The sequence below is a fragment of the Oleiphilus sp. HI0043 genome, assembly GCF_001634935.1.
Genome location: NZ_LWEY01000113.1, coordinates 30346 through 56083, shown reverse-complemented (window position 1 = coordinate 56083; position 25738 = coordinate 30346). Strand labels below are relative to the sequence as shown.

Sequence of the window (25738 nt, the reverse complement as noted above, 5' to 3'; positions counted from 1 at the left end):
GATTAAATTAGCTATTACTTGCTATTGTTAAAGACGCAGAATTAAGTGTTGTTGATGAAGTATCAGCAACCGAAGTTTTGCCTGACGACCATAGAGCTTTGGAACCACCTGATCCCATCCCGAACTCAGAAGTGAAACGAAGCATCGCCGATGGTAGTGTGGGAGGTCCCATGTGAGAGTAGGTCATCGTCAGGCTTCTATTAGAAACCCCAGTAGGTCGTCCTACTGGGGTTTTTTATTGTCTGGTGAAAAGGCAAATTTAGAAAAAATATGAAAAAACCTTGGAGATATACGTCTTCAAGGGTTTTTTGTTAATAGTTATAGCTCTGAATTAAACTTGCTACTATCTGACCGTGTTAGTAAGTAAATCAGGTGCCGCTGCTTATTATGTAGGTGTTCACGCTGGCTGTTGTAAGCAACACGCGTAAAACAGAGTTTTTATACCGGCATGGTATTTAGCTTTGCCGGTATTTCTCGAACTCTACGTTGATCTGCTCTTCAGTCATATGTTCCGTATTACTGATCCACTTATCGTGAATCTCTTTCAGCCGCAGATCATGTTCTTTACGAAGCTCCCTTCTTACTTTTGCTGCAATATAGCGCTGTTTTTGCTTATCTGCTTTAAAGTCGAGTGGCGGAACTTCTGTGGGCTTTCCATCCTCACCCATTGCTACCATAGTAAAATAGCAGCTGTTGGTATGGCGCTTCTCGTGAGAGTGAATATCTTCAGCAACGACTTTGACGCCTACTTCCATTGACGTGCGTCCGACGTAGTTTACAGAAGATAAAAAGGTGACGAGTTCGCCAATTTTAATCGGTTGGCGAAAGTTAACTTGGTCTACAGAAAGGGTGACGGCGTAATGGCCGCTATAGCGTGATGCGCAGGTATAAGCGACCCGGTCTAGTAGCTTTAATAGTGCGCCGCCGTGTACGTTACCTGAAAAGTTAGCCATTTCAGGTGTCATTAGCATAGTGAATATTACTGGCTCATTAGTGCCATATTGAATGTCAGACATAAGTTTGCTCCTCTAATGGTGCTATTGTAGACCTAAAGAGAAGCACTGATAATAAAAAAGGCCCCTTAAAAGGAGCCTTTTTATAATCTGCTAAGCTATTAGCCTATTCAGGAGTTGCACACTCACTTGCAGATGGGTTTTCAGCACAACGGATTTTCCAAAGCAGCTTGAGCGCTTTAGGGTCCATTTTACCTTCAGCTTTAAGTGCTAGACGAATGTCACGGCTAAACTTAACTAGCTCTTTTTTAGTCTCTTCGTTAGTTTTGATCCAGTACTTAGCTGGTATTTCTTTTTCGGCATCAGCAACTAGTTTATTGATAGCTTTCAAGCGGCCAACAACGTATTTACGCATTTTGTTACCAAAGTCTGCTGGGAAGTTGTCTTTCTTGGTGATTGTTTGAAGCATGCCGTAATATAGACGGTAGTCAAGAATGCCACCTTTGTCGCCAAGGCCGTGGTATAGCTCAAAAGTGTTGTAAGCTAGTGCTGGCATGAAAAGGATATCAATGTTGCCGTTGTTGAACTGGCCAGAGAACGTTGCCAAAGAAGTGCCTACAGGTGATGCGCCGGCCATGTTAGCAAGCTTGTGAGTCTGTGGGTCTTCATTAAGAACTGAAATCTTCTTGCCGCTGAAGTCTGCAACTGTATTGATGTTCTTATCGTTTACGAACGCGAACATAGAGCCAACAGGCCATGCAGCAACTGCTTCATATTGACCGTTTGTCATGATTTTGCCAGCCTTAGGGCTTGCAAGAGTAGCAAGAATTTTACCAAGACCAGAGTCGGAAGTGATACCGCCAATTGCATCAAGTGTCCCTGCGAAAGGAACAAATTGACGTGATAGGATTGCACTCAAGTGAGCGCCGTCACATACACCAGCTTTGAAGTCGTTAGCAGCAACTTTTTCATCGGTATAAGCGATAAACTCAAGATCTAAACCCCATGCGATAGCTTTTGGCTTTAAATCTGAATAGAAAGTCATTACTGGGCCGTTCTTCCCTACTGGATCCCATGTACAAATTGTTTTCTTTTCTAGCGCTGACGCTAGCGTACTAAAAAGAAAAATTACTGCGGTAAATAGTATTTTCTGTGCCGTCATCTTGACGTATCCCCAATTAAAATTACAAGTTCAAAGCGAAGCGCGAATTTTCGTCTATAATCGCGAGAAGTTCAATGGTCTTTGCTTTATTTGATAGACCAATTCGCAATATCGAGCATATGATAGTTTACTAGGTTGTTTACTCTAGACACTCTATAGGCTCGCTACTCTGTAGAGATATCGAAATAACGTGAATTCTTACTGACTGAGCATTGTTTAACTTAGGTCTTGTCGCTATAGTTAGCGGTTTGATTTAATAAGCTGCAATGTATTGTATTAGCTTAGATAAACTCTTTAGGATATTGATTTAGGAGCACGGCGAATGTCCGATAAAAATAAGCTTGTTATCTTTGATACGACCCTACGAGATGGCGAGCAAAGCCCCGGTGCATCGATGACCAAGGCAGAGAAATTGAGAATTGCTCGTGCACTTGAGAAGATGCGTGTTGATGTTATTGAAGCGGGGTTTGCGATTGCAAGTCCGGGCGACTTTGAGTCGGTTAAATCTATCGCTGATACAATAGTAGATTCTCGAATATGTTCTCTATCCAGGGCATTGGATAAGGATATCGATCGTGCTGCTGAAGCTTTAAGAGGAGCAAATGCGTCGCGTATTCACACCTTTATAGCAACCTCCCCGATCCATATGAAGTATAAGCTTCAAATGGAGCCAGATGCAGTTGTCGAGCAAGCTGTGCGAGCAGTAAAAAGAGCGCGAAGCTATACAGATGATGTCGAGTTTTCATGTGAAGATGCTGGTCGTTCAGAGTTGGATTTTCTTTGTCGTATTATAGAGCAAGCGATTAATGCTGGTGCTTCCACAATAAATATCCCGGATACGGTGGGCTATGCGATTCCCGAGCAGTTTGGTGAAACCATAAAAAACCTTATCGAGCGAATTCCAAATTCAGACAAAGCTATTTTCTCGGTTCATTGTCACAATGATCTCGGCTTAGCTGTTGCAAACTCTTTGTCTGCGGTAACCAATGGTGCACGCCAGATTGAATGTACTATTAACGGATTGGGTGAGCGAGCCGGAAATGCTTCTTTGGAAGAGGTTGTAATGGCAGTTCGTACACGATCTGACTTGTTTGACCTATCGACAAATATCGACTCTACACAGATCGTGCCTTGCTCGCGGTTAGTGTCGACGATTACCGGCTTCCCGGTTCAGCCAAATAAAGCAATTGTTGGTGCAAATGCGTTTGCGCATGAGTCTGGCATTCACCAGGATGGTATATTGAAGCATCGAGAAACTTACGAAATTATGAAGGCTCAAGATGTTGGCTGGCATACTAATAGTCTGGTTCTAGGTAAACACTCTGGCAGAAATGCATTTCGTTCCAGAATAGAAGAGCTTGGAATTTCATTGGAGTCTGAGACTGAGTTAAATCAGGCGTTTGCAGCATTTAAAGAATTGGCAGATAAAAAACACGAGATATTTGATGAGGATCTGCATGCATTGGTAAGTTCGACTAAATCTCTAGATCAGGTCGATCTCTATTCCTTGGTTTGTTTGTCAGTGTGTTCCGAGACAGGTGTTGTGCCTGTCTCAAAGGTTACTTTGCTCGTCGATGGAGAGGAAAAGTCTGCTGAGTCAGACGGTAGTGGCCCGGTTGATGCAACCTATAAGGCAATCGAGAAGATAGTTAACTCGGGTGCTGCGCAGCAATTATATTCTGTAAATAGCATCACAAGTGGAACCGACTCTCAAGGGGAGGTAACGGTTCGGCTAGAGAAAGACGGGCGTATTGTAAATGGTTTAGGTGCAGATACCGATATTGTCATTGCTTCTACAAAGGCTTATTTGCATGCGCTTAATTTACTTGAACGTCACGATCCACGGCAGCACCCGCAAGGCGATGTATAAGTAGTATGTTGGCGCTATCCGATAGGCAGTCGCACCTCTGTGCGATGGGGGTTCACCAGTGGTATGCCCGAACAAAGCTTTCCGGAGCTGCGCTGACGCCTGAAACGGTCCTCTTTCAGCCCGCGATAACAGATTTTGGTGAGTCAGAGTTAAAGCATGCTCCGCAGGATTCAGTTGCGCCAGAGCGCAATGTTACTGAGAGTTTGGCTGCAGTAGAGAGAGCTCACTCTGCCATGGATATTCTTAAAGCGGGTGGGCTTCGTCCTAACGGTGCTGAGGAACCGGTTCAAGAGAGTCTTGAGTCGCGAGCACCTGTAGGAAGACAGCAGTCAGATTCTGAAGGTGTTGATATTAGTGCTTTGCCTTCATTATCTGGTGATCGCGCCTTAGATAGTTTTTCTCTGGTTCTATATAGAACCAGTCATGGTTTGATAATTTCTGAGTCTTTGGAACCGGCAAGTCATCCAGTAGAGCTGACTCTGCTAAAAAATATAATTAAATCAAAAGCAGGCATGCATGACCTGCATGATAAGCCAGAATTCCAACAGCTGTTCAGTTGGCCGGTGTTCCGCTCTCTTAACTTGCAAAGTAAGCAAGGGGGGGATTTACCTGTTCTGCTGGCAAGTTGGATCAACTCCCATTGTGCTGAAGATGTAAAGAGTGTTCTGTATTTTGGGGCGGCGTATCCGCAGCTGAAGAAATTCTACGCCGAGCTAGTTTCATCCAGACCCGCTCTTAGCTTTAACGTTTTTAGTCATTCCCTGGCCGACATGCTTCGTTTCCCGCAGCGCAAGTCAGACACCTGGGTAGAATTGTGTGCTTACTTTGGTGAGTAAGTTGACTTCAATTTCCTTTCGAGACTTATGTAAAGCAGATTTAGACGCGGTCTTAAATATTGAAAGACGAGCCTACCCTTTACCCTGGAGTCAAAAAATGCTCGAGACCTCTCTAGGCAAAGATGACTGTTTTGGCGTAGAGCGGGCAGGGGTGCTTATTGGTTATGCTTTTGTTTCATATGTATTGGATGAAGCGCACTTGCTGAATATATGCATTGATCCTGCATATGCGAGAAAAGGCTTTGGTCGAAAGCTTCTTCAATACACGGTATCTAAAGCGATACAGAAGCAAGCAAATGTATTTTTTCTTGAGGTCAGAGAGTCGAATCGCCAGGCAATCGACTTATATTTCTCTGAAGGATTTAATGAGGTTGGTGTGAGACCAAATTATTATCCTGCTGCTCAAGGAAAAGAAAATGCCGTATTAATGACACTAGAGTTATCGGTCGACCTTCAAGTCTAAATTTTTCTCTTGCTGCGAAAAAATACTCAGACGTTTATAATCACAGAAATTTTTATTAAGGCTGGTTTTCGGACTGGCATGCCGAAATCTTAAGGTAAGTATTCTTAATGTCACAAATAACAGATGAAATCTCCACGCGTAGAACCTTTGCGATTATTTCTCACCCTGATGCGGGTAAGACCACCATTACTGAAAAAGTCCTGTTATTTGGCGCGGCGATTCAAAAAGCCGGTACCGTGAAAGGGAAGAAAAGCGGTCAGCATGCAAAGTCTGATTGGATGGAAATGGAAAAGGAGCGTGGTATCTCGGTAACGACCTCGGTGATGCAGTTTCCATTTAATAAATGTCTGGTTAATTTGCTTGATACGCCGGGGCACGAAGATTTCTCGGAAGATACTTATCGAACCTTAACTGCGGTTGACTCTAGTTTGATGGTGATTGATTCAGCCAAAGGTGTAGAGGAACGTACAATCAAATTAATGGAGGTTACGCGTCTTCGTGACACGCCTATTGTAACCTTTATGAATAAGCTCGATAGGGATATTAGAGATCCGATAGAGTTAATGGACGAAGTGGAAGACGTTCTAAAGATTGCGTGTGCACCAATCACCTGGCCTATTGGCATGGGTAAAGAGTTTAAAGGTGTTTATCACTTATATAAGGATGAGACAGTCCTTTATCAGACGGGGCAAGGTCATCAGATTCAGGATTCAAGAGTAATAAAAGGTCTCGATAATCCAGAGCTGGAAGAGGCGATTGGGCATTATGCAGAAGAACTTAGAGATGAAATTGAATTAGTTAAAGGTGCATCGCACGAGTTTGATCATGAGCTATTTTTAGCAGGCGAACTGACGCCGGTGTACTTCGGTACCGCTCTGGGTAATTTTGGTGTAGACCATATGCTTGAAGGCTTAACTGAGTGGGCGCCTGCGCCGCAATCACGAGCGACGAATGTGCGCCAGGTTGAGGCCGAAGAAGAAAAGTTCACAGGCTTCGTTTTTAAAATTCAGGCAAATATGGACCCAATGCATCGAGACAGAATCGCATTTATGCGCATTTGTTCGGGAAAGTATAAGAAAGGAATGAAGTTAAAGCATGTTCGCACAGGTAAAGATGTGCGTGTTTCAGATGCGGTGACCTTTATGGCAGGTGACCGAGAACATGCAGATGAGGCTTATGCAGGCGATATTATTGGTTTGCATAATCACGGGACGATTCAGATAGGTGATACCTTTACTGAGGGTGAGCAGCTTAAGTTTGCGGGCATTCCAAACTTTGCGCCTGAGCTTTTTAGACGAATTCGTTTGAAAGATCCTCTGAAGATGAAGCAGCTTAACAAAGGCTTGATTCAATTGTCTGAAGAAGGCGCTGTTCAGGTGTTTCGTCCGCTGAAGTCAAATGACTTGATAGTTGGTGCCGTCGGGGTGCTTCAGTTCGATGTCGTAGTGCATCGATTAAAGGCTGAATATAAGGTCGATGCTATGTATGAGCCGATCAGCGTTGCGACGGCGCGCTGGGTGTCGTGTGATGACCCGGTCAAACTAGAGGCGTTTAGAAAGAAATGCTTTGATAATTTAGCTTTGGATGGGGGGGATAACTTGAGTTATATCGCGCCAACGATGGTGAATTTACAGTTATCTGAAGAGCGCTACCCTGAAGTGCAGTTTAGAAAGACGCGAGAGCACTAATTGCAGAATGAGGTGATAGGTCCGGAGCTTTACGATACTCATTGTCATTTAGATTTTGTTGAGTTTGAGGGGCGGCAAGAAGCCCTGCTTGAAAGTTGTCGCCGGGCAAGTGTAACAAAGTTGATTATCCCATCGATTGATCGTGGATCATGGGAGGGGGTGCAAGGCTTATCGCTTGGCCATCCTCAGCTAAGTTATGCCTTAGGGTTGCATCCTCTTTTTATAGCTAGGCATTCTTTAGGCGATATTAGCAGGCTTGATGCGTGCTTATCCCAGCGGCCTGAGGGGCTGGTTGCTGTTGGCGAGATAGGGCTTGATGTAACGGCAGCAGATATGGCTCTGCAGTACAGCTTGTTTGAGGCGCAGTTGGCGCTTGCAAGTGATCATGGTTTGCCCGTTATCATGCATGCTCGAAAAACGCATTCCCAGATACTGTCCGCATTAAAGAAGTTTCCAGGGAAGGGGGTGATTCATGCCTTCTCCGGAGGCAAGGACTTGCTCGATCAGTATGTCGCCAAAGGGATAAGCATCGGTGTAGGTTGCGTTATTACTTGGCCAAGTGCCACGCGAACCCGATCCGCTGTTGCGACAGCCCCTTTGGGTAGTTTGTTGTTGGAGACGGATAGCCCGGATATGAGAGTTTCCGGGTTGAGGCGAGAGTTTGGTTGTCCTTCGGATATTCGTCAGGTTTTTTCGGCGCTATGTAATATTCGCTCTGAAAGCCCTGAAATCTTGGCTGCAGCCTTGAGAGATAATGCCGAAGAAATTTTTTATGCGGGGCAATGAAAGAAAAACTAAATTAGTTCTGGATTAATTGTGTTTAATTATATTATACTGCGCGCCCTAAAATTATCGGTGTAGCTTTGCGAGTACAGCCCCGTCTCAATATGTGAAACCGCGATAATTCGTGACATCCGAATGGCGAAATTGCCATCGAACTTGGATTTTGTAAAGGCTCATTGGAGCTAAAGGCGGAATAAATGAAAACGTTAAGTGCAAAGCCAGAAAGCGTAAAGCGTGACTGGTATGTAGTAGATGCTACAGGCAAAACACTTGGTCGCTTATCAAGTGAAATTGCGAGCCGTTTAAGGGGCAAGCATAAGCCAGAATACACACCTCATGTTGATACAGGTGATTACATTGTTGTTGTTAATGCAGAGAAAGTTGCAGTAACAGGTAACAAGGCTAAAGATAAGATTTATCACAGACATACTGGTTATATCGGTGGTCTTAAGTCGATTTCTTTCGAAAAATTGATCGATAAAGCTCCTGAGCGTGCTATTCAAGGTGCGGTTAAAGGCATGTTGCCACGCGGACCTCTAGGTCGTGAAATGTTCAGAAAGCTAAAAGTGTATGCTGGTGATGTTCATCCTCATACTGCACAACAACCGCAAGTTTTAGATATTTAACGGAAGGCGATTATGTCAACTACATATAATTATGGAACTGGTCGTCGTAAAACTTCTGCGGCGCGCGTATTTCTAAAATCTGGTGGCGGTAATATTGAGATCAATGGCCGTGCACTAGATCAGTTTTTTGGTCGTAAGACTGCTCAGATGGTTGTTCGTCAGCCTCTAGAGTTGGTAGAGATGGCCGATAAGCTTGATGTAAAAATCACTGTAAAAGGTGGTGGTACAACTGGTCAAGCTGGTGCGATTCGTCACGGTATTGCTCGTGCTCTAATGGAGTATGACGAAACGTTGCGTCCAGCACTGCGTGAAGCAGGTTGGGTTACTCGTGATGCGCGTGCAGTAGAGCGTAAGAAGGTTGGTCTACGCAAAGCGCGTAAGAAGCCTCAGTTCTCAAAGCGTTAATACGCCTTATTCAAGAAACGCTTGTCGGTTATGCTGGCAGGCGTTTTTTTTTATGTTAATCCTTATTTTTATTAGGGATATTGTAGCGAAAGTTGTTGAAGCGGCAGGTCAATTTAATTACTATCTGTGGGTTTTGAAGTGCGCGGTCTAAAATTTTAGTCTAGTGTCGATAAGATAAAGTGATTGGGCGTTATTTACGCAGGTATAAGTTACTTATACTGGGGTAGATGTTGCTGGGTCATCATAACTAAACTACTACGTAAATATTGGTACGTAGTTAATATTGGGAGATGCCTATATGAGTGATGGCGACGTTAATGCTGGCCGACGCCGATTTTTAATCGGTGCTACCTCCGTTGTTGGTGGGGTAGGGGCAATTGGAGCAGCGGTTCCGTTTGTTGCGTCTTGGAATCCAAGTGCAAAAGCAAAAGCTGCCGGTGCGCCAGTTAAAGCAAGCATTGGAAAGTTGGAGCCAGGTCAGAGAATGACTGTTGAGTGGCGAGGTAAACCTGTTTGGGTTATTCGTCGAACTCAAGAGATGCTTGATAATATTGAAAAGCTGTCTGATGAGTTGCGAGACCCTCAGTCTGAGTTACCTCAGCAGCCTGAATATATTAAAGGGGTGTTTAGATCTTCGCGCCCTGAGTATGCAGTCATTGTTGGTATCTGTACTCACCTAGGTTGTTCTCCACAATTCGTGCCAGAAGTGAAGCCTCAAGAATTTGATGCTAACTGGGTAGGTGGCTTTTTCTGTCCTTGTCACGGTTCTCGTTTTGATTTGGCAGGTCGAGTCTATAAAGGGGTTCCAGCACCTAAGAACTTGGAAATTCCTCCTTATAAGTACCTGGATGATGCAACGGTAGTTATTGGTGTTGATGAGGAGCAGGCATAATGCAAAAGCTAATTAACTGGATTGACGAGCGCCTCCCTGTTGTTGAAGCATTCGAAAATCACATGAGTAAATACTACGCGCCAAAGAACTTTAATGTTTGGTATATTTTTGGTGTGCTTTCAATGGTTGTTTTGGTTAACCAGCTTCTTACTGGTATTTGGTTGACTATGAGCTACAACCCAAGTGCTGAAGGTGCGTTTGCATCGGTTGAGTACATTATGCGTGATGTTGAATATGGCTGGTTGCTGCGTTACTTGCACTCCACCGGCGCTTCAGCATTCTTTGTTGTGGTTTATCTGCATATGTTCCGTGGCTTAATGTATGGTTCATATAAGAAGCCTAGAGAACTTATCTGGATCTTCGGTATGACGATCTATTTAGCTTTGATGGCTGAAGCATTTATGGGTTATTTGTTACCGTGGGGCCAGATGTCTTACTGGGGTGCTCAGGTTATCGTAAACCTATTTGGCGCGATCCCTTACATTGGTGAGGATTTGTCCTTGTGGATTCGTGGTGATTACCTGATTTCAGGTATCACGCTAAACCGCTTCTTTGCTTTGCATGTCGTGGCATTGCCTATCGTTATTTTGGCATTGGTTGTTCTGCATGTATTAGCTTTACATACTGTGGGTTCGAATAACCCAGATGGTATCGAAATAAAGCAGAATAAAGACGAAAACGGTATTCCAAAAGACGGTATTCCTTTCCATCCTTTCTATAGTGTGCACGATATTGTCGGTATTGTTGTTTTCTTGTTTGTATTCTGTGGTGTTGTCTTCTTCTTCCCTGAGATGGGTGGTTACTTTATCGAGAAGCCAAACTTTGAACCAGCAAACCCGCTGAAAACGCCTGATCATATTGCTCCTGTTTGGTACTTTACTCCATTCTACGCAATGCTTCGTGCTGTACCTGATGCATTCTTGGGTGTGGTTGTGATGGGTGCTGCAATAGCAATTCTGTTTGTCTTGCCTTGGCTGGACAAGAGCCCTGTTAAGTCTATTCGTTATAAAGGCTGGATCAGTAAAGTTGCGCTAGCGTTGTTAGTCGTATCATTTTCTATACTCGGTTATTTAGGTGTTGTTGTTGCGACGCCTGAAAGAACGCTATGGGCGCAGATTTTGACTGCTGTGTATTTTGCCTACTTTTTATTAATGCCTTGGTATACAAAGATTGAAAAAACCAAGCCAGTTCCAGAGAGGGTGACAGGATAATGAAACATTTATTAATTGCGGTTTTCTGTTCTGTTATTTCTTTAGGTGCTTTTGCTGCAGGTGGACCTGCAGCGCCTATGGATCACATCAAAACAGACATTTCAGATAATGAGTCTTTACAGAATGGTTTATCTTTATTTGTGAACTACTGTTTTGCTTGCCACTCAATGAAGTACGCTCGTTATGAGCGTGCTGCTGATGATTTAGGAATTCCTCATGATATTTTTGAAGAAAATATTCTCGTAGGTGATACCAAGATCGGCCAGTTAATGGAAATTTCCATGGCTGAAGATCAGGCAAAGGTTTGGTTTGGTAGTGCTCCGCCTGATTTGACTTTGAGTGCTCGTTTGCGTGGTCCTGATTGGATATATAACTACTTGCGTGGATTTTACGCCGATTCAAAGCGCCCTTATGGTGTGAATAACGTAATTTTCAAAGATGTGGGTATGCCGCACGTACTAGCTGGTTTGCAGGGTGTTTGTGCTGTCGCGCCAGAGTTAGGTGTTGAGCCTGTTGTTGATCCATTAAGCGGAAATATTGTTAAGAGTAGTGGTTGTTCTGAATATGCGACAGAAGGAAGCTTGAGTCCTGCTGAATATGACGAAGCGATCTATGATCTGGTTAACTTTTTAGAATATGTTGGTGAGCCTTCTAGGCTTCAAAGTGAGGCACTTGGCCGAAATGTTCTTATATTCCTAGCGTTTTTGTTTGTTTTTGCATACTTCTTGAACAAAGAGTATTGGAGAGATATTCACTAGTTAGCTAGAAAGAAGAATAAAAGCCGTCCATGTGTAGGCATGGAGGGCTTTTTTTGTTTCTATCCAAGAGAATTTTCACGACTGGCTTGTAAATCGTGTATAATTCTGCCCAAATTTAAAACTGTGCTATCAGTGCAGTAAATCTGATTTAAAGGTTGAGGTAAGTATATGGGTGTTGTGACCAAACGTTCGTCCATGACGTTTTTTTCTGATGGTGAGAGCCATTACAGTCACCGGGTAAGAATAGTCTTAGCGGAAAAAGGTGTCGCAGTTGACGTTGTTAACGTTGACCCAGATAACAAGCCTGCTGAGCTTTCTGATCATAATCCATACAATGACTTGCCTACTTTGGTTGACCGCGACTTAGTACTTTATGAGTCGGATATTATGATGGAGTACTTGGATGAGCGCTTTCCGCACCCTCCTTTGTTGCCAGTATATCCGGTTGCTCGAGCGCAAAGCCGCTTGATGATGTACCGAATCCGTAAAGATTGGAGTCGTCTGGCTGATGCAATTCTTGCTGATCCGCATGCTGCGAAGGCGAATGAGTATCGTAAGGAATTGAAAGAAAGCCTGATTGCTACAGCGCCGATTTTTTCAGAAATGCCTTACTTCATGAGTGAAGAGTTTACCATTGTCGATTGCTGTGTTTCTGCCTTGTTGTGGCGTTTACCGGTAATGGGAATTGAGTTAGATGATGTCCAGGCAAAACCGATTTCGAAGTATATGGATCGTATATTTCAGCGTGAGTCCTTTCAAGCTAGCTTGTCTGAACTAGAAAAAGAAATGCGACACTAAGTCGCTAAATAATGAGTAAAGGGGTGAGCGGAATGACTCCAAGTCGGCCATATCTGGTTCGAGCACTAAATGATTGGATTTTGGATAACGACATGACGCCGTATATCGTCGTTGATGCCGGTATCCAGGGTGTAAGTGTCCCAGAAGACTATGTCACGAATGGGCAAATTATACTCAATATTAGTCCTGGTGCGGTTAATGAGCTGTTAATTGATGGAGAGGCTATTAGTTTTCGAGCGCGTTTTGGTGGCGTTCCGATGCAGGTCTACGTTCCTATCGTAGCTATTATGGCGATTTACTCAAAAGAAAATGGACAGGGTATGGTGTTCGGGGCTGAGCCTGGTGCACCAGAGCCGCCGAGTCCGAATGACCCACAAGATGAAGGGAAGAAAGCGGCAGAACACCTGCCTCATAAGCCTTCTCTAAAGATAGTTAAATAAAGAGAAAGCCTGTTCTAGGCTTTCTTAACTAAAATGCGCCACCAAAAAGTTGATTTTCGATTTGGTGGCACATGGCATTAACTGCCATAAGTTGAGCTTCCATCGCTCGCGCTATCGAATTGGTGTTTAGCTGGATTTCAACATCCTGTCCCTGCTTTATCGCAGAAATTTTCCCATCTTTATGACCGATAAGTGTGATTACCTTGATGTCCTTTTCGTGCGCGGTTTGAATTGCTTGAACAATATTGCTGCAGTTGCCATCGATAGATAGTGCAATCAGGGTGTCTCCTTCGAAACCAATGGCTCTAATTTGCTGGGCATAGCTAAGGTTGTAATTGCCGTCCTTCGCAATAGCAGAAATAGTTGTGGAATCGATAGAAATATTGATCGCAGGAAGGCTTGGGCGTTCGAATTCCTGTTGGTTCATTAAGCAGGTTGTTAAAAGGCTTGCGATTGGTCCAGATAGACCGTTCCCGCAAATAATCAGTTTTTTATCGCTCAGAAGTGTCTGTGTAATTAGGTCGCAAGCTTGCTCCAGGTTTTCACTAAGTGCTTCAAGGTTTGCTGCGGCAGAATCAACAGCTTCACATAGGTAGTTTGATAGTGGTGATAGTTCGGACATTTCTAGTTAACCGTTTTAGGTGATTTAGGTAATAAACTGAGCTCAATAAGATGCATCGAATGCAGCTTTGTGCCAATGAATTTGCTCGGATAAGCTGTTCTCTTTCTGGCTGATAGATATAACATCAAATCGGCATGGCATATTCCATAGCTTTTTGTGAGAAAGGAATATGCTTGCAGTCTTAATAATCTTCTTTTGCTTGTGTGGGGTCACGGTTTCAGCTGCGATGCCATAGTTATTTCTTGCTCGATATCTGACTTCAATAAAGACTAGGGTATTCTTATCTCCCATAATTAAATCAATCTCACCAAACTTGGACCGATAATTGTTCGTTATGCTTTTCAGTCCTTGGGTGCGAAGGTATTTCTCGGCGATCTGCTCATAAGCAAGTCCTTTGCTAAGCATTTCCTTACTCCTTAATGGTAACTGCCTTTCCTTTTCTAAATTTTGCCCATTCTAATTGGCGATTAATAATGCCCTGCTCATCCATTGATAGCATGCCGGTGTGGCCTTGCATCTGGCTGCCTCGAACTTCGTGCAATAGCTGTAGTCTTGGGGCGATATTATAGCTGTCGGCTCCTAGCGCATAAAAGCGGCTATATTGCTCTGTTGACTCGGGGATAGCATGATTTATCTGGCTTTTGATATCTATTGTACTGCTAAGCATCCAGGGCATTTCGATAAACTCGATACCGTCCAGGTCTCTGTTGTCGTTGTTGTCAGATATGTTATGAATTTGAGAGCTGGCGAATACTGGCAGGTCGGCAGCGTAATGGTAGGCAAAGAGAGGTTTGATTTGACGTGCTATTTCGGGTTTGGCAATCATGACAAGTGCGTCGATATCTTGCCTTCTTCTGGGTAAAAACTCGAGCGCTGTGTTAGTGATTTTTCGAATTTTTCGCTTTCGATTCTGGCTGTCCTCAGTGCCGAGGAGGCGGGCGACGCTCGAAGCGAGAGATTTCTGATTTTTGTAAAATACGCTATCGATAACGACCCCGTCTAATGAAGAGAAGCTTTCTACAAAGCTATCGTATATGCGAAAGCCAAGATTATTCTCTGGCAGTATGATGCCGACCCGTTTCAGTGATTTGTCGTGTAGGCGTGTAGCAAGTTGTCTGGCCTCGGTCTCAGGTGCTAGACCAAGTTGGTATAGCTTATCTGAACCTGCGTTAGTCGCTGGAAGATAGTTTAAGGCGAGAGTTGGCGTGCTAATAATATCTAAGGAGTTCAGCGCTTTAAGAGAAGCTTTGTCTAGAGGGCCGATAATTAGGCTGCCTGTCTCAGGTGCTTGATTGTACAGTGACAAAATGTCTTGCGTTGCTGTGTCGAAAAAACGAACTTGTAGTGGTTCGTGGTTTGGGTTTTGTTTATTGCTGGCATAGTGTTGAGCCATGAAGCCGTCACGAATAGCTTTTCCAGCCAATTGAAGTGGCCCGCTTAAGGGCAGGGCAAGTGTTATCGAATCGGGGCGAGTGTTTGGGAGTTGTTTTAGAATGCTTAGCTCGTGAGGCGGATTCAGGCTGGCAGGATGGCTTGGCCACAGCTCGTTCCATGCCTGAAATGCATTATATTGGGCATCCAGGCTGATCTGATTTAGCTGGATTGTTCGAGCTAGATCTAACCACGCTAATGCGTCAGGGTTGTCGCCTGTGTAAATGTATTGGCTTAGGTCGGCTGTTTCAGTTGAGCGGAGTAGGTGCCAGATTTGCTCGTCTGTGTCTTGGTGATGCTCTGGATTAATTAGGCCGCGATGATCGATTAAGGTGATCGCCGCTTCAATAGTTAAATCTGTGATTTCATAAGCTTGAGATAATAAGTGCGAAAGCTCGATTTGCTGGTCGACATTCATGCCAGATAAACCAAGGTTCGGGATTAGCGGCAGTATTTTCTCAATGCGTGCTTTGTTCTTATTGCTTGTCGCTAACTTTAAGGACATTAAAAGATAGTCTTGAGCGTCAGCTTCATTGAGGTGCTCTATTTGAACTGACCCTAGTGCAGCATCGCTCTGTGCGTATAGGTTATTTTCCCAATAAGATTGTGCGGCTTGAAAAAATAGCTTGGATTGTTGTTTTGGGGAGGTGGACTTTAGTGCTAGTGAAATCAGCTCTTCCGGTTGTTTTGGAGCGGGAGATTCGACCTTTGTTAGTTTGCTTTGGTTTACTTTAGGCGATGTGCCACAGGCAGATATAATGACAGACAGGCAGACAATAATAGAAAAGTGAAGTGCTTTCATAGCGGGGTCTATGCTTAAATGTAGAATGTTCCGTATTTTATAGTGAGGTTGTGTTCTTGGAAAGTGCCATTTACATTGTTGCGACGCCAATAGGAAATTTGTCAGATATTACTTTGAGGGCAATTGAGGTTTTGAAAGCTGTTGACGTTGTTGCTGCGGAGGATACGCGGCACACAAGAAAGCTTTTGGAGCACTACGGTATTGCTACAAAAATGATATCCCTGCACGAGCACAATGAGTCTGAGAAAAGTGCTTATATCATTGGCTTGGTCAAAGAGGGGCAGTCGGTGGCGCTCGTTTCAGATGCCGGTACGCCGCTGATTTCTGATCCGGGGTATACATTAGTTTTGAGAGCCAAAGAAAGTGGGGTTCTCGTCAGGCCCATACCAGGCGCTTCTGCACTGATTGCTGCTTTATGCGCCAGCGGCGTTGCAAGTGACACGTTTATCTTTGAAGGCTTTCTGCCTGCTAAGAAAAAGGCTAAAGAAGAGGTGCTGCAATCTTATCTTGCTGAGCGGCGCACAGTTATATTTTATGAATCGCCTCACCGGATTTTGGTCACGCTTGAGGCTATGTCCGACGTGTTGGCAGGGCGAAAACTTTGTGTGGCTCGAGAACTAACCAAGCGATATGAGACGATTAAGTACGGTGAGGTGTCTGAAGTTCTGGCTTGGATGAAGGCTGACGAAGATCAAACTAGAGGAGAGTTTGTGTTGGTGCTTGAAGGTTCACAGGAAGAGCCTCTGAGTGTGAGTGATGAGCAAAAGCTCAAGCTTCTAGCGCGTTTGCTTCTAGAGCTGCCGCCAAAAAAGGCAAGTGCTGTCGTGGCGGATGTTGTGGGCGGAAGTAAAAAGGAAATATACAACCTGGCTTTAAGTTTGAAAGAGAAGTGATTGTAAAACCGACGACCGGTTTGCAATTTTGAAGGAATGATGTGATTCGATGTGCTTAGTAGATTGCGAAGGTATTCTTAATCGTGCAAAATATAAGCAAATAATTATCTAACGGATGTAGAGTCATAATGGATAGACTGTTCCGAAATATTTTTCTCCCAGTATCATTTTTGGGCTTGGCGACGGCTTTTCCTGTGCATGCTTTTGAGTTGCTTTCAGAAGGAGCGATGGGGACGGTTTCGGCTGTGTCAGCAAACTCGGCTGAAGATATTGTTAATATAGCTGGTCCTACAGCCGCGGGCTTGACGGTTGATGACGATTATGAAGTGCTGCCTTTTCAGACCGATATCACAATTGAGGATGCTAACCCAGATGAGGTGACTGACGTGCTTGAGTTTGCTTTGACTCAAGAGGTTGAGTCGTGGGCAAGTAATCTCACTATTCAAGACTCTCTAGTTGGAGCTGATACCTCCGCTGATGTGAGTTATGTGGATGAGCTTCCGCCTTCGTCTTTTGAAGATGCTGTTTTCCTTGTTCGAGATGATGAGTTTGATAGCATTGTTTTCGATTCCGATAGTGATCAAGAAGACAATACTAGCTACGAGTTAAGTCGTATAGAGCAAACTGTAACTGTCTTGGAGCAAAACCTGGGCTCGATTCGTTATATCGTTGAGAGGCAGGTAGACTTTGCAGCCACAATTGCTCCTCCGGATCGCGAGGGGCAGGAAGCGTCAATCGGCAGTGGCTATATCTCTGATCTAACGAGTATTAGTAATGTTCGCATTGCTACGGTTCGAGATTAGTTATATTTATCTATTCTTTTCTTGAATTATCTGTATTTCCGTAATACTGTTATTCCTGAGTTTGCCAGGCAATCGCTGCTTAGCTGAGTTTTCAGCATGAGGAGAGGAAAGTCCGGGCTCCACAGAGCAGAGTGCCAGGTAACCCCTGGGGGGCGAAAGCCTACGGAAAGTGCAGCAGAAAGTGAACCGCCTAAGTTCTAGCCTTGGCTAGGAACGGTAAGGGTGAAAAGGTGCGGTAAGAGCGCACCGCATGACTGGCAACAGTTCATGGCGATGGTAAACCCCTCTCGGAGCAAAACCAAATAGGAATTCGTTGGCGTGGCTCGCGCTGAATTCGGGTAGGTTGCTTGAACTAAATGGTGACGTTTAGTCTAGATGAATGATTGTCCACGACAGAACCCGGCTTATCGGCAAACTCTTTACTTTTCCTAGTTAAAAAAATCCCCATTTCTTGTCTTTTAATAAGAAAAAAATCTTACTCTTAAAGTGGTTTCTTAAGTTTTCACGCTATCTTTTTGTTGTTAAAAGATAAGAGTCTCTCTGTGCCTTCCGATTTTGCCTATATCTCTCTAAGTTATTGTGTTTTTTGAGTATTTTTCCCTTTGGCTACCCGTCTATTTTGCTTGATTTGTGGAGTTCTAGTTCCTATAGTGGGTAAAAGTAGAAAAAAGTGGTTAATTTTGGGTATTTTTCAGTTTTTTGTGGGTTTCGAGGCGTAATTTTGTTTTTAGGTAGTCACGCAATCAATATGGATGCTAAAGGTCGCATGGCGATTCCGACTAAGATTCGGGAATCGTTGGCGTCTTTTTGTGATGGCCGTATTGTTGTGACTGCGCATACTGAGGAGCGCTGCTTGCTCGTCTACCCAGAAGATCAATGGAAAGAGATATTGCCTCAAATTGAAAGCCTGCCAAGTTTCAACAAGATTGCGCGACGCACTCAGCGTTTGTTGATTGGTTATGCGACGCCTTTGGAAATGGATGGGAATGGGCGAATTCTTGTGCCGCCAACACTTAGAGAGTATGCAAATCTCGAGAAGAAGTTGATGTTGGTGGGTCAAGGAAAGAAGTTTGAGCTTTGGAGTGAAGACAGTTGGTTTAATTGGTTAGATGAAGCAGATCAGGATGATGATATTCCTGAGCAAATGCTGAATTTGTCTCTGTAATGTATATGTTGATTGAATTGGACACATTGGTATGAGTTGTGAGCAACATATGCACGAGACGGTGCTATTACAAGAAGCAGTTGACTTATTGGTGACGAATTCTTCAGGTGCCTATGTTGATGCAACCTTTGGTCGTGGTGGGCATAGCTCAAAAATACTAGAAGCTTTGGATAAAGATGGCTCGTTGATCGCTATTGACAAAGATTTGGAAGCAATATCTGCGGCACAGAGTCGATTTGTTGATGAAGAGCGATTTTCGATTGTGCACGGCTCCTTCGCAGATATTCGTGAGCATTTGAGAGTTTGTGGGCAAGAGAAAGTTTCGGGCGTGTTAGCGGATTTGGGTGTGTCATCTCCGCAGCTTGATAATGCTGAGAGAGGCTTCAGTTTTATGAATGATGGTCCGCTAGATATGCGGATGGATACCACGCGCGGAGTGAGTGCCGCACAGTGGATCAAAGAGGTCGATGAGAAAGAGATGGTTCAGGTATTTTTCGATTATGGCGAAGAAAAGTTTGCTAGGAAAATAGCTAGAGGTATCAAAGAGGCATTGCTGGGTCAGGAAATTGATACGACTGCAAAACTGTCGAAAATAGTGAAGGACGCGAACCCGTCTTGGGAAAAACATAAGCACCCGGCGACCAGGGTGTTTCAGGCTATTCGAATTAAAGTTAATGATGAATTGAGTGATTTAGAGCGATTGCTGGACGAAGCAAGTGAGAGTTTAGCAGTCGGTGGCCGTTTAGTTGTTATTAGCTTTCATTCACTCGAAGATCGTATTGTTAAGCGCTTTATGCGTGAAAAAGCAAAAGGTGATGCGCCTCCGCCGGGGGTGCCCGTTTTTGAAAAAGATATTGTTCGAGGCTTTAAGCTAGTTGGAAAGGCGATTAAACCGAGTAAAGCAGAAATAGAAAATAACGTTCGGGCGCGTAGCGCTGTAATGCGAGTGTTGGAGAGAGTTTCTGATGAATAGGCTTATGTTGTTAATGTCTAGATTGACGTCGGTAGTTCGCCACGGTGAACGCGGCGTTGAGGCGGTGCGGGAAAACTCTTCAGAGATGACGGTGATGGAGCGAATGGCTTTGGCCCTAGATGGCTTGCTTCATTTGTTAAGGCAGGTTTCCTTTAAAGGTTTTGTGGTGACCGGCATGTTGTTACTGATAATCGTCTTGTCAGCAATTGGTGTTGTGTACTCTTCTCACTTGAGTCGGCAGCTATTTGCAGAGCAAGCAATTTTGCTAGAAAAAAATGATCAGCTTCAGCTCGAGTGGGCGCAATTGTTATTAGAACAAAGTGCATGGAGCTCGCCTAATAGAATTGAGTCAGTGGCGCGCGAAAGCTTGGGTATGGAAGTGCCAGAAACTGAAAAAATCCAGTTAATTTACTAACTATAAATAAAAGAGTGCTGATTAGTGAATCGCTCAAAAGACATTTCTAAAAGCAATTTAGCCTGGCGGTATTGGTTTCTGCTGGGCTTTTTGGCTTTGTGTGGTCTCGCACTTTTTTATCGTGCGATAGACTTGCATGTTTATGAGCAGGCATTTTTAGCAGAGCAGGGTGATGCACGTACTATTCGCTTTGAAACGCTGGATGCTCATCGTGGCGTAATTATGGATCGCCATGGTGTGCCTTTGGCGGTTAGCGCTCCGGTTGAAACGGTTTATGCAGATCCTCGTTATCTGAACTTGAATGTTGCCCAAGCTAAAGCCTTGGCTGAAGCGCTTGGACAAAGCTATGAGAAACTGGCCGACAAGCTAGAGCGCAGCAAAAATAGGCACTTCATCTACCTTAAGCGAAAAATGGCGCCTCATGAAGTAAGCAAAGTGCTTGCTTTAAATTTAGATGGGATCTATAGCAAACGAGAATACAAGCGATACTATCCAGCGGGTGAAGTGGCTGCTCATGTTGTCGGTTTTACTAATATTGATAAGCACGGCCAGGAGGGGATTGAACTCTCCTATGATGACTGGCTAAGCGGCGAACCGGGAAAGCGCAGAGTCCTGAAAGACAGAAAGCAGCGAGTGATCAAAGATTTTGGTGCTGTAAAAACAGCTAGCCCAGGAAAGGATATTCGTTTGAGTCTAGATATGAGGATTCAATATCTGGCTTATCGAGAACTCAAGGCTGCCGTCGAGACTCATAAAGCGAAAGCCGGGTCGATAGTCGTACTCGACATTCACTCAGGCGATGTTTTAGCGATGGCAAATCAGCCCTCCTATAACCCAAATAATCGTAGCAATATAAATGTTGCGCATTTGAGGAATCGAGCGATCACCGATGTATTTGAACCGGGCTCGACGATGAAGTTAGCAACGATAGCCGCGGCATTAGAGACAAACAAATACACACTGAATACCCGCCTGGATACATCTCCGGGTTATTTGCGTTTAGGGCGTAAGTCAATTCGAGATCACAGAAACTACGGTGAGCTAAGTGTCCTTAATATTATTGCCAAAAGTAGTAATGTTGGAACCAGTCGTATAGCGCTGGATCTTAGTGGTGATGTCGTTTGGGATATGTTTAGCCGGCTTGGTTTTGGGCAGGGAACGGGAATTGGCTTTCCTGGAGAGAGTATAGGTTCTTTGCCAGACTCTTCGCATTGGCAGCCAATTGAAGTTGCAGCCATGTCTTATGGTTACGGTCTGAATGCTACCGCACTGCAACTTGCCCAAGCTTATATGATATTAGGGAATGGTGGTGTAAAGCACCCTTTGGGTCTTGTTTATCGTGAAGAGCATTACCCAGGAGAGCAGATTTTGAGCTCGGATGTTTCTGATTCCTTGAGAAAAGCTATGAAGGCTGTTGTTGCCAAGGGTGGAACAGGAACGCGAGCGCAATTGCCAATGTATGAAGTCGGAGGCAAAACGGGCACTGTTCACAGTGTAGGAAGCTCGGGTTATGAAGAGAGCCAGTACAAAGCGCTGTTTGCCGGCGTCGCGCCAATAGATAAACCCGAAGTCGCCATGGTGGTAGTGATCGATGGTCCGCAAGGTGCGGAATATTATGGTGGTGAGGTTGCGGCGCCAGTTTTTTCACGAGTTGTGAATGGCACGATGCGCTTGCTTGATGTCAGCCCCGATAAAGAAAGTTCAGCCTTGTCTTCTGGCAAATCAATTTTAGCGAGCAGAGGGTAGTATGCAAAATATCTATGCTCACTCATTGGTTGATTTGCTCCGAGGTATTTGTAATGTGCCTGCAGCGCTGGATACACGAGTTTCAGGTATTTCGATCGATAGTAGAAAAGTTCAAAAAGGTGATGTGTTCATTGCGATTGCTAGTGATGAAGCTCAGCTTGAGCTGTACGTTGCAGAAGCTATTGAACGCGGTGCAAACGCAGTACTACGCGATGGAAATACTAACTGCCGAATATATGAAGATAAAGCAGCGATAGAGATCTGCTTGCAGGGCCTTCGCCAGAGTATGGGAGAGATAGCGGCTCGCTTCTTCTTTAGGCCAAGTGAAGAAATTAAAGTAATCGGTGTCACCGGTACGAACGGCAAGACCTCAGTAGCAAACTACCTTGCCTCTTACATATCCCAAGGACCGCATAAGTGTGGCGTGATGGGAACCTTGGGTTATGGCTTGCTTGGTGAGGAGACGGAAGCTCTGGTTGCGACCGGTTACACGACACCCGATGTGATCGAGGTGCATCGGCATTTGGCTAATATGCGTGACGCGGGTGCAAAGTTTGTAGTGATGGAAGTATCTTCGCACGGCTTATGTCAGAACCGGGTAGATGGCGTCCAGTTTTATGGAGCAGTGTTCACCAATTTGACTCGTGATCACTTGGATTACCATGGTTCAATGTCCGACTACGCGCAAGCCAAGCAGAAGCTATTTCAGAACACGAGCTTGGCCTTTGCAGTACTAAATCGAGATGATGACCTGTTCAGCGATTTTAAAGCCGCTGTTACGCCAGGCACAAACATTACGAGTTATGCGGTTTCAAGTAAAGCTGCTGATGTTGCGGTATTGACGAACGAGCTTTCGTCATCGGGTATACACGCATTGATCAAGGCTTCAGTAGGTCAGGTAATGATCGACTCCCCATTGCTGGGCGAATTTAACTTAAGCAATTTGTTAGCTGTGCTTGCAGCTGCCACGGCGATGAACGACCTCGAAAGCGTTGAGTCGCGAGTTAAAAAGATTAAAGCGGTTGATGGCCGTATGGAAGTGCTTCGGTCTGTGAATCAACCTACAGTCGTAGTTGATTATGCACATACACCTGATGCTTTGGAAAATGTACTTAAAACGCTAGCGCCTCTTTGCAGTGGCTCTCTAAGGGTGATATTTGGTTGTGGTGGTGACCGTGATCAAGGAAAACGCGCCGAGATGGCAAGAGTTGCCGAAGCGCTTGCAGATGACATTGTCCTCAGTGATGACAATCCACGAGGAGAATCACCAGAAGCGATCATCGCAGATATTTTAGCGGGCTTTGCGCAGCCATCGAAGGTGGAAGTGATACACGAGCGACGAATGGCAATACAGAAAATGCTCGAAAAGTCAGTAGCAGATGATGTCATTCTTGTGGCGGGTAAAGGTCATGAAACGTGGCAAGAAGTGAAAGGTCAGCGCCACTACTTTAGTGATATCGAAACTGTGCGTGAATTGATTTCGGGAGCAGCTGTTCTTCCTAAGGCGCTAGAGGAGGTCATTAATGATTGATGTCATGACTTTCTCCTCTTTGGCTAAAGCTTTGCCGGGTACTTTATTGGGTGATGATACGGGCTTTACTTGCCTATCTATTGATTCACGTACCGTTAACGAAGGTGATGTTTACTTGGCCTTAAAGGGCGAAAGATTTGATGGGCATGAATTTATTGTTGATGCGCTGCGAAAGGGCTGTGCAGGTGTTATTGGCGAACAAGATTTAGCAAGTGTATCGCAGTATATCGAAGATGAGGGGATGACAGCCAAACAGATTTCATATTTACAAGTTAACGATACTGACAAAGCGCTTGCTTCAATTGCTTCACTTAATCGACAGAGGTTTTGCGGAAAGTTAGTTGGTTTGACGGGGTCAGCAGGCAAAACCAGTACTAAGAATATGTTGAAAGCTGTTTTATCAGAATACGGCAAGACCGCGGCAACGAAGGGTAATTTCAATAACGAAGTGGGTGTGCCGTTAACTTTGTTAGACATAAATGCTGAACACCAGTTTTCAGTTGTGGAAATGGGAGCGAGAGCGAAAGGTGATATTGCCTATCTAAGCAATATGGCCCGACCAGATGTTGCAATGGTTTTGAATGCTGGCAGCGCTCACATTGAAGTATTTGGTGATTACGAAGCGATCGTCGAAGGCAAAGGAGAAATTTATGACTCCTTAAGCGCTGACGGCGTTGGAATAATAAACTTCGATGACCCAGCCTATATGACTTGGTTAGAGCGCTTGGGAGGAAGGCAAAGTTTGTCTTTCTCACAGGAAAGTGAAAATGCGGATGTCTTTGCAAGTGATGTTGAATGTGAAGCCGAAGGAAGCTGCTTTACATTGAATTATCACGAAGAGAGCGTAAGGGTTGGTTTGCCTGTGCCAGGTTTGCATCAAATCCAAAATGCTCTCGCAGCAGCGACTGCTGCAATTGCTGTTGGATGCGACTTGGAAGGTGTAGCAAAAGGCTTGGCAAAGGTTGAGTCGACAGAAGGGCGTATGAACACAGCTTTCATTAATGACATCACTTTATTAGACGACAGTTACAACGCAAATCCGGCTTCGATGAAAGCAGCCCTTAATGTCTTGTCTATGCAGGCGGGGTATCGAATTGCCGTGCTGGGTGAAATGGCTGAACTTGGTGCGCATGCGCATGACGCGCATATAGATGTAGCGACTTATGCGCTTGAATTAGGAATCGAAGAGTTTTGCTTGATAGGGCAATACGCAAAACAGATGAGTGAAAGTATTGGTGAGAATGCATTGGTTTTTGAAGACAAAGCCTTGCTTGCAGAGCACCTAGTGAAAGATCAGCACAAAAATAAGATCGTGATGATCAAAGGGTCCAGAAGCGCAGCAATGGATGAAGTTGTAAATTTAATTAAGAGAAGAGTTCACTAATGCTGTATTGGTTGTCATCCGTTTTATCTGAAACATTTGGGTTCTTGTCGGTGTTTCAGTATTTAACCTTGCGAGGAATCCTAGGGGTTTTAACTGCCCTGATGATTTCCTTATGGGTTGGCCCGATGATGATCAAGAAGTTGAGCCATTATCAAATTGGTCAGTCTGTAAGGGACGATGGTCCTCAGTCTCACTTAAGCAAAGCGGGTACGCCAACGATGGGCGGTACTCTAATCATTGTTGCTGTGGCGATTAGTACTTTGATCTGGGGAAATCTGGGTAACAAATATGTCTGGATTACACTATTCGTGACACTGTCATTCGGTGCGATTGGTTGGGTAGATGACTATCGAAAAGTGGTTGAAAAGAACTCTAAAGGTTTACCAGCGAAAGCAAAATACTTTTGGCAGTCAGTTTGTGGTGGTGCTGCGGCATTGCTTTTGTACTTTACAGCAGATCTACCTCAGGAGACCGCGTTAATTGTACCGGTATTTAAGGATTTTGTTTTTGATTTAGGGCCCATGTTCATCGTCTTAAGTTACTTCGTCATCGTTGGGACAAGTAATGCCGTCAACCTGACGGACGGTCTTGACGGCTTGGCGATTATGCCTACGGTTCTCGTGGCGGGTGCCTTAGGTATTTTTGCGTATGTATCAGGTAATAGTGTGTTTGCGGAATATCTACATATCCCTTATCTGCCAGGTACGGGTGAGTTAATCGTTTTTTGTGGTGCCTTGTTAGGTGCCGGTTTGGGCTTTCTTTGGTTTAACACCTATCCCGCTCAAGTATTTATGGGGGATGTTGGCGCCTTAGCGTTGGGTGCCGCCTTGGGTGTTGTCGCTGTGATGGTAAGGCAGGAAATTGTTTTATTCATTATGGGGGGCGTATTTGTGATGGAAACCGTATCGGTCATTCTGCAGGTCGCTTCGTTTAAATTGACCGGGCGCAGAATATTTAGAATGGCTCCCTTGCATCACCATTTTGAATTAAAAGGTTGGCCAGAGCCTCGTGTAATCGTACGTTTCTGGATAATCACCGTGGTATTGGTATTAATTGGTCTTGCGACCCTGAAAGTTAGATAAGGCAAG

26 protein-coding genes, 1 rRNA gene and 1 other RNA gene are annotated in these 25738 nt (G+C 44.5%); 23 read left to right on the top strand and 5 right to left on the bottom strand.

Annotated elements, in window-relative coordinates; genetic code table 11:
- Positions 1-80: 80 nt before the first annotated feature.
- Positions 81-195: ribosomal RNA gene (rrf, locus tag A3729_RS02395) — 5S ribosomal RNA — on the top strand.
- Between the two features lie 260 nt (positions 196-455).
- Here the strand turns inward: rrf and A3729_RS02390 are convergent.
- Complete coding sequence (locus A3729_RS02390) at positions 456-1016, bottom strand: acyl-CoA thioesterase (protein ID WP_197475491.1); 561 nt, start codon at positions 1014-1016, stop codon at positions 456-458.
- A 103-nt stretch (positions 1017-1119) separates the two neighbouring features.
- Complete coding sequence (locus A3729_RS02385; RefSeq protein ID WP_068516429.1) at positions 1120-2115, bottom strand: putative solute-binding protein; 996 nt, start codon at positions 2113-2115, stop codon at positions 1120-1122.
- 322 nt (positions 2116-2437) lie between these two features.
- On the opposite strand from A3729_RS02385, the gene A3729_RS02380 reads away from it, so the two are divergent.
- From A3729_RS02380 to A3729_RS02325, 12 genes are all read left to right on the top strand, one after another.
- Complete coding sequence (locus tag A3729_RS02380) at positions 2438-3985, top strand: 2-isopropylmalate synthase (RefSeq protein ID WP_068516426.1); 1548 nt, start codon at positions 2438-2440, stop codon at positions 3983-3985.
- A 5-nt stretch (positions 3986-3990) separates the two neighbouring features.
- Positions 3991-4821: a hypothetical protein gene (locus A3729_RS02375; protein ID WP_068516424.1), complete on the top strand. Its 831-nt coding sequence runs from the start codon at positions 3991-3993 to the stop codon at positions 4819-4821.
- A gap of 1 nt (position 4822) precedes the next feature.
- Positions 4823-5284: a ribosomal protein S18-alanine N-acetyltransferase gene (rimI, locus tag A3729_RS02370; RefSeq protein ID WP_082880447.1), complete on the top strand. Its 462-nt coding sequence runs from the start codon at positions 4823-4825 to the stop codon at positions 5282-5284.
- A 107-nt stretch (positions 5285-5391) separates the two neighbouring features.
- On the top strand, positions 5392-6972 hold the full coding sequence (gene prfC, locus A3729_RS02365) for a peptide chain release factor 3 (RefSeq protein ID WP_068516418.1): 1581 nt from the start codon (positions 5392-5394) through the stop codon (positions 6970-6972).
- Complete coding sequence (locus A3729_RS02360; RefSeq protein ID WP_082880417.1) at positions 6973-7758, top strand: TatD family hydrolase; 786 nt, start codon at positions 6973-6975, stop codon at positions 7756-7758.
- A gap of 194 nt (positions 7759-7952) precedes the next feature.
- On the top strand, positions 7953-8381 hold the full coding sequence (gene rplM, locus A3729_RS02355; protein ID WP_068516415.1) for a 50S ribosomal protein L13: 429 nt from the start codon (positions 7953-7955) through the stop codon (positions 8379-8381).
- 12 nt (positions 8382-8393) lie between these two features.
- Positions 8394-8786: a 30S ribosomal protein S9 gene (rpsI, locus tag A3729_RS02350; protein ID WP_068507251.1), complete on the top strand. Its 393-nt coding sequence runs from the start codon at positions 8394-8396 to the stop codon at positions 8784-8786.
- A gap of 298 nt (positions 8787-9084) precedes the next feature.
- Positions 9085-9678 (top strand): ubiquinol-cytochrome c reductase iron-sulfur subunit, encoded by a 594-nt coding sequence (gene petA / locus A3729_RS02345; protein ID WP_068516412.1) that lies wholly within the window; start codon positions 9085-9087, stop codon positions 9676-9678.
- Positions 9678-10889 (top strand): cytochrome bc complex cytochrome b subunit, encoded by a 1212-nt coding sequence (locus A3729_RS02340; RefSeq protein ID WP_068516409.1) that lies wholly within the window; start codon positions 9678-9680, stop codon positions 10887-10889. The genes petA and A3729_RS02340 overlap by 1 nt, the downstream gene beginning before the upstream one ends.
- On the top strand, positions 10889-11647 hold the full coding sequence (locus tag A3729_RS02335; protein WP_068553551.1) for a cytochrome c1: 759 nt from the start codon (positions 10889-10891) through the stop codon (positions 11645-11647). Before A3729_RS02340 ends, A3729_RS02335 begins: the two co-directional genes overlap by 1 nt.
- A 168-nt stretch (positions 11648-11815) precedes the next feature.
- Entirely contained in the window at positions 11816-12445 is a 630-nt protein-coding gene (locus A3729_RS02330; protein WP_068516402.1) for a glutathione S-transferase N-terminal domain-containing protein, read from the top strand.
- 32 nt (positions 12446-12477) lie between these two features.
- Positions 12478-12885, top strand: a complete 408-nt coding sequence (locus A3729_RS02325) for a ClpXP protease specificity-enhancing factor (protein WP_156490427.1) — start codon at positions 12478-12480, stop codon at positions 12883-12885.
- A gap of 28 nt (positions 12886-12913) precedes the next feature.
- Here the strand turns inward: A3729_RS02325 and A3729_RS02320 are convergent, their stop codons facing one another.
- From A3729_RS02320 to A3729_RS02310, 3 genes are read right to left on the bottom strand one after another with little or no spacing between them, the layout of a single operon-like run.
- Positions 12914-13507: an SIS domain-containing protein gene (locus tag A3729_RS02320; protein ID WP_068633073.1), complete on the bottom strand. Its 594-nt coding sequence runs from the start codon at positions 13505-13507 to the stop codon at positions 12914-12916.
- Between the two features lie 42 nt (positions 13508-13549).
- Positions 13550-13912 carry a YraN family protein gene (locus A3729_RS02315; protein ID WP_068507997.1) on the bottom strand — a complete coding sequence of 121 codons (363 nt, stop codon included), beginning with the start codon at positions 13910-13912 and terminating at the stop codon, positions 13550-13552.
- Between the two features lie 4 nt (positions 13913-13916).
- Positions 13917-15740 carry a penicillin-binding protein activator gene (locus A3729_RS02310; protein WP_068516394.1) on the bottom strand — a complete coding sequence of 608 codons (1824 nt, stop codon included), beginning with the start codon at positions 15738-15740 and terminating at the stop codon, positions 13917-13919.
- A gap of 56 nt (positions 15741-15796) precedes the next feature.
- Here A3729_RS02310 and rsmI point away from each other — a divergent pair, with 56 nt between their 5' ends.
- From rsmI to mraY, 10 genes are all read left to right on the top strand, one after another.
- Positions 15797-16633 carry a 16S rRNA (cytidine(1402)-2'-O)-methyltransferase gene (gene rsmI, locus A3729_RS02305; protein ID WP_068633074.1) on the top strand — a complete coding sequence of 279 codons (837 nt, stop codon included), beginning with the start codon at positions 15797-15799 and terminating at the stop codon, positions 16631-16633.
- Positions 16634-16761: 128 nt separating this feature from the next.
- Positions 16762-17436 carry a hypothetical protein gene (locus A3729_RS02300; RefSeq protein ID WP_068633071.1) on the top strand — a complete coding sequence of 225 codons (675 nt, stop codon included), beginning with the start codon at positions 16762-16764 and terminating at the stop codon, positions 17434-17436.
- Between the two features lie 56 nt (positions 17437-17492).
- Positions 17493-17859: RNase P RNA component class A (gene rnpB / locus A3729_RS02295), an RNA gene on the top strand.
- A gap of 298 nt (positions 17860-18157) precedes the next feature.
- Positions 18158-18601 (top strand): division/cell wall cluster transcriptional repressor MraZ, encoded by a 444-nt coding sequence (mraZ, locus tag A3729_RS02290; RefSeq protein WP_068516386.1) that lies wholly within the window; start codon positions 18158-18160, stop codon positions 18599-18601.
- A gap of 31 nt (positions 18602-18632) precedes the next feature.
- Positions 18633-19574, top strand: coding sequence for a 16S rRNA (cytosine(1402)-N(4))-methyltransferase RsmH (rsmH, locus tag A3729_RS02285; protein WP_068553776.1), 942 nt, complete (start codon positions 18633-18635; stop codon positions 19572-19574).
- A 13-nt stretch (positions 19575-19587) separates the two neighbouring features.
- On the top strand, positions 19588-19989 hold the full coding sequence (ftsL, locus tag A3729_RS32055; RefSeq protein WP_197470004.1) for a cell division protein FtsL: 402 nt from the start codon (positions 19588-19590) through the stop codon (positions 19987-19989).
- 24 nt (positions 19990-20013) lie between these two features.
- A complete protein-coding gene (locus A3729_RS02275) occupies positions 20014-21735 on the top strand; it encodes a penicillin-binding protein 2 (protein ID WP_068516380.1) in 1722 nt (573 codons plus the stop codon).
- A gap of 1 nt (position 21736) precedes the next feature.
- Positions 21737-23266, top strand: a complete 1530-nt coding sequence (locus A3729_RS02270; RefSeq protein ID WP_068633069.1) for a UDP-N-acetylmuramoyl-L-alanyl-D-glutamate--2,6-diaminopimelate ligase — start codon at positions 21737-21739, stop codon at positions 23264-23266.
- Positions 23259-24650 (top strand): UDP-N-acetylmuramoyl-tripeptide--D-alanyl-D-alanine ligase, encoded by a 1392-nt coding sequence (gene murF, locus A3729_RS02265; protein ID WP_068633067.1) that lies wholly within the window; start codon positions 23259-23261, stop codon positions 24648-24650. The genes A3729_RS02270 and murF overlap by 8 nt, the downstream gene beginning before the upstream one ends.
- A complete protein-coding gene (mraY, locus tag A3729_RS02260) occupies positions 24650-25732 on the top strand; it encodes a phospho-N-acetylmuramoyl-pentapeptide-transferase (RefSeq protein ID WP_068633065.1) in 1083 nt (360 codons plus the stop codon). Before murF ends, mraY begins: the two co-directional genes overlap by 1 nt.
- Positions 25733-25738 lie beyond the last annotated feature (6 nt).

Excerpts from the sequence above, each read along its gene's own strand:
- A3729_RS02390 (WP_197475491.1), bottom strand. The coding sequence starts at position 1,016 with ATGTCTGACATTCAATATGGCACTAATGAGCCAGTAATATTCACTATG.
- A3729_RS02385 (WP_068516429.1), bottom strand. The coding sequence starts at position 2,115 with ATGACGGCACAGAAAATACTATTTACCGCAGTAATTTTTCTTTTTAGT.
- A3729_RS02380 (WP_068516426.1), top strand. The coding sequence starts at position 2,438 with ATGTCCGATAAAAATAAGCTTGTTATCTTTGATACGACCCTACGAGAT.
- A3729_RS02375 (WP_068516424.1), top strand. The coding sequence starts at position 3,991 with ATGTTGGCGCTATCCGATAGGCAGTCGCACCTCTGTGCGATGGGGGTT.
- prfC (WP_068516418.1), top strand. The coding sequence starts at position 5,392 with ATGTCACAAATAACAGATGAAATCTCCACGCGTAGAACCTTTGCGATT.
- rplM (WP_068516415.1), top strand. The coding sequence starts at position 7,953 with ATGAAAACGTTAAGTGCAAAGCCAGAAAGCGTAAAGCGTGACTGGTAT.
- rpsI (WP_068507251.1), top strand. The coding sequence starts at position 8,394 with ATGTCAACTACATATAATTATGGAACTGGTCGTCGTAAAACTTCTGCG.
- petA (WP_068516412.1), top strand. The coding sequence starts at position 9,085 with ATGAGTGATGGCGACGTTAATGCTGGCCGACGCCGATTTTTAATCGGT.
- A3729_RS02340 (WP_068516409.1), top strand. The coding sequence starts at position 9,678 with ATGCAAAAGCTAATTAACTGGATTGACGAGCGCCTCCCTGTTGTTGAA.
- A3729_RS02335 (WP_068553551.1), top strand. The coding sequence starts at position 10,889 with ATGAAACATTTATTAATTGCGGTTTTCTGTTCTGTTATTTCTTTAGGT.
- A3729_RS02330 (WP_068516402.1), top strand. The coding sequence starts at position 11,816 with ATGGGTGTTGTGACCAAACGTTCGTCCATGACGTTTTTTTCTGATGGT.
- A3729_RS02325 (WP_156490427.1), top strand. The coding sequence starts at position 12,478 with ATGACTCCAAGTCGGCCATATCTGGTTCGAGCACTAAATGATTGGATT.
- A3729_RS02320 (WP_068633073.1), bottom strand. The coding sequence starts at position 13,507 with ATGTCCGAACTATCACCACTATCAAACTACCTATGTGAAGCTGTTGAT.
- A3729_RS02315 (WP_068507997.1), bottom strand. The coding sequence starts at position 13,912 with ATGCTTAGCAAAGGACTTGCTTATGAGCAGATCGCCGAGAAATACCTT.
- A3729_RS02310 (WP_068516394.1), bottom strand. The coding sequence starts at position 15,740 with ATGAAAGCACTTCACTTTTCTATTATTGTCTGCCTGTCTGTCATTATA.
- A3729_RS02300 (WP_068633071.1), top strand. The coding sequence starts at position 16,762 with ATGGATAGACTGTTCCGAAATATTTTTCTCCCAGTATCATTTTTGGGC.
- rsmH (WP_068553776.1), top strand. The coding sequence starts at position 18,633 with ATGAGTTGTGAGCAACATATGCACGAGACGGTGCTATTACAAGAAGCA.
- ftsL (WP_197470004.1), top strand. The coding sequence starts at position 19,588 with ATGTCTAGATTGACGTCGGTAGTTCGCCACGGTGAACGCGGCGTTGAG.
- A3729_RS02270 (WP_068633069.1), top strand. The coding sequence starts at position 21,737 with ATGCAAAATATCTATGCTCACTCATTGGTTGATTTGCTCCGAGGTATT.
- murF (WP_068633067.1), top strand. The coding sequence starts at position 23,259 with ATGATTGATGTCATGACTTTCTCCTCTTTGGCTAAAGCTTTGCCGGGT.
- mraY (WP_068633065.1), top strand. The coding sequence starts at position 24,650 with ATGCTGTATTGGTTGTCATCCGTTTTATCTGAAACATTTGGGTTCTTG.